Below are 2679 nucleotides of genomic sequence, written 5' to 3'. Positions count from 1 at the left end.
CTCATGCGGCGCAGAGTCGGATTTTAGGGTTAAGCGAGTCTTGCGATCAGCCGCGATCGATGACGGCGCTGGATCACCCTAGATCCGCGGCCGGATCGCGTCGATCGGCGGCGGCGGCGGGGTGACCCGCGCGCGGTCGGGGGCGCTGGGCGGCGGCGGGCCGCGTGGCGGCTCGGGCGAGACGCAGGCGCTCAGGGACAGGACCAGAAGACCGGCCGCCAGGGCCGCCCTCAGCATCCGACCACGCCCACGCCGGCGAAGTTGTGATTGGCGCCCACCCCGACCCCGGCGAAGCGATCGCCGGCCGCCAGGCCCACGCCGATCGTCCCGGGCGGCGTGGCCACCGCGATACCCACATTGCCGGCCGGGGTGAAGATGCCGATGCCCGACTTGAAGCAGCGGTTCTCGCGTCCGAAATCCCAGGTGGTCGTTTCGCCGGCCGCGTGTTCGGCGCCGTAACGCGCCCGGGTGGCGCCGTCGCGACCGCTGAGGGTCAGTTGGCCGGGACCGTCGGAGGTGACGCCATAGCTGTCGCCGCTGCGCGGGTCGTTGGCGCAGGACTCGGCCACGCCGGGACGCGACAGGTCGCCGCGCAGGGCGGCCGACGCGCCGGTGTCGCGGTTATAGGCGCTGACCTCGGTCTCGCCGCGACCGCCGACGAACACCTGGGTGCCGCTGGAGCGGTCATAGGTCATGATGGCCGGGGCCTCGCCGTTCAGGGGCGCGCCGCAGGGCAGGCCGCGACGGGGGCCGGGAGGGCCGCCGGGACCACCCCGGCTCTGGGCCTGGGCGGCCGGAACGGCGACGGCGGCGGCCACCGTCAGGGCGGCCATCAGACAGGCGGCGAGCTTGCTCATCGCGGGGTTCCTCCAGGGGGCGCGGGGTGCGGACCCGCCGGGCCGCCGGCCGCGGCCGAGGCGTCATGGGGATCGGCGGAGCCGGACAGGCTGCCGGCGTCGCCAGGCTGACGGGGAGCCGGAGCGGCCAGAGCCAGGACCGGCCAGTAGGTGTCGAAATCCTGCCGCGAGCGGTCGGAGGTGTTGCGGTACAGCTCCGGCGCCTCGAACCACGGACGGCAGGTCAGGGCCCCGTCGAAATAGCCGGTGACCAGGGCCTCGCAGCCGCCCTCATGGGCGAAGACCTTGTTGTCGCGGGCCCGCACCTGGGCGCCGCGCTCGGCGAAGATGCCGGCCCGCATGACGCCATAGATGCGGTTGTCGGCCGCCTGGACCACGCCGGAGTCGGCATAGATGCCGACATCGGTCGCCTGCAGTTCACCGTCCAGGACGCGCAGATTGGCGTCTTCCAGCACCACGGCCCAGTCGCTGTCGGTGACCTTGGGGCGCAGCAGGGTGGTCTCGTCGCCGCCGCTGATGAAGATGCCGCGCGAGAAGCCGTCGACCCGAAGGTTTTCGATCTGGACCAGCTGCTGGCGGTTCATGCCGCTGAGCACGAAGCCGGCCGAGTTGCGGGTGCGGCTGGAGCCGCTCCAGTCGCCCAGGCGAACGATGTCGAAATCGCGCAGGCGGCTGTCGCCGGAGGTCTCGAGCACCGCGCCGATCGCGGTCGAGGCCACATGGACCTTCGAGGCCATGATCACGCCCTTGGCCTGCAGCACCGGGGCCCGGGTTCGGCCAATGAAGCTGACGTTGGACAGCTCGATGCGGCTGTCGCTGACATCGAAGGCCGACTTGTCGCCGTCATAGCGCACCACGACGTCCTCGAGCGCGATCTCGGTCGCCCGACCGGAGATGCAGGACGACTGGCCGCCGCGCAGGGCTTCGATGCCGAGACCCTTGAGCACGACATATTCGACGCCGGGACTGACGTTCACGCAGGGGCGGCCCTCGAACACCTTGAGGATCGGACGGCCCTGGCCGGGCGTGTAGTCACGGGTCTGGATGATGATCGAGCGGGTGATCTGCAGCGAGTCGACGCAGGCGCCGCCGTAGCGCGACGTCAGGGTCAGGGTCTCGCCGCCATAATAGCGCGAGATGGTGTCGGAGATCTGGCCGGGATAGGCGGTGTCGCAGTCGATCTCATAGCGCGGCGGCCAGACGCAGCCGCGGCCGTCGCTGAACTGGCCGGGCGGGCAGCCCTGGCCATGCGGCCGGCGCGGCGGTCCCCTGCGGTGGGCCTTCTGGGTCTTGCAGCCCTTGGACAGGTTGGATCCAGCAGCAGGCCGAAACAGGGGCGGATCTGCTGGTCGATGCGGGCGTCGGGCGAACCGGCGGTCGCCGCCGTCGGCAGGGCCAGGACCAGCGACAGGAGCGCGCCGATCACCGCGAACAGATTCAAGCGGCTCATCGATAGCTCCCTTCGCTGTAGGGCCGTGCACGCTCGTGGGGCGCGCGCGGCGGCCTGGAGACCTGGGCCAGCAGTTGCTGCAGGCGCATGGCCGACGGCTTGAAGCCCGACAGCGCGCCGTCCAGTTGGTAGACCACGGCCTTGGCGCGATCCTGGTCGGCCACGCCCTGCAGGCCCAGGGAGAAATAGGTCGACATCGCGTACTTGGCCTCGGCCGAGCCCTGGCGTTCGGCTTCCTCGTACCAGTGATAGGCACGGGCATAGTCACGCGGCACGCCGACGCCCTCGGAATACATCACCGCCAGCACCAGCTGGGCCTTGGACGAGCCATTGACCGCCGCACGTACTGGATGGCGCGCACCCGCTCGATCG

Annotated in this window: 3 protein-coding genes and 1 pseudogene; all 4 read right to left on the bottom strand. The window is 71.0% G+C overall.

Features of this window, described 5'->3' with window-relative positions; translation table 11 throughout:
* Positions 1-78 precede the first annotated feature (78 nt).
* The gene (locus CSW58_RS14230) at positions 79-237 is read right to left on the bottom strand and encodes a hypothetical protein (RefSeq protein WP_161494630.1); all 159 of its coding nucleotides are present in this window, start codon (positions 235-237) and stop codon (positions 79-81) included.
* Positions 231-857 (bottom strand): hypothetical protein, encoded by a 627-nt coding sequence (locus tag CSW58_RS13555; protein WP_099447616.1) that lies wholly within the window; start codon positions 855-857, stop codon positions 231-233. The genes CSW58_RS14230 and CSW58_RS13555 overlap by 7 nt, the downstream gene beginning before the upstream one ends.
* Positions 854-2338: a hypothetical protein gene (locus CSW58_RS13550; protein ID WP_236627847.1), complete on the bottom strand. Its 1485-nt coding sequence runs from the start codon at positions 2336-2338 to the stop codon at positions 854-856. The genes CSW58_RS13555 and CSW58_RS13550 overlap by 4 nt, the downstream gene beginning before the upstream one ends.
* Positions 2304-2679 (bottom strand): annotated as a pseudogene (locus tag CSW58_RS13545) (tetratricopeptide repeat protein); the annotation flags it as partial. The pseudogene CSW58_RS13545 and the gene CSW58_RS13550, both read right to left, overlap by 35 nt.

The organism is Caulobacter sp. B11, from assembly GCF_002737765.1.
In the GTDB taxonomy this organism is placed as follows: Bacteria; Pseudomonadota; Alphaproteobacteria; order Caulobacterales; family Caulobacteraceae; genus Caulobacter.
Note: the sequence above shows the minus strand (reverse complement) of the source record. Positions and strands in the feature narration are given on the sequence as shown.

What these genes read in the sequence shown, in the direction of transcription:
- CSW58_RS14230 (WP_161494630.1), bottom strand. Translation starts at nt 237, where the DNA reads ATGCTGAGGGCGGCCCTGGCGGCCGGTCTTCTGGTCCTGTCCCTGAGC.
- CSW58_RS13555 (WP_099447616.1), bottom strand. Translation starts at nt 857, where the DNA reads ATGAGCAAGCTCGCCGCCTGTCTGATGGCCGCCCTGACGGTGGCCGCC.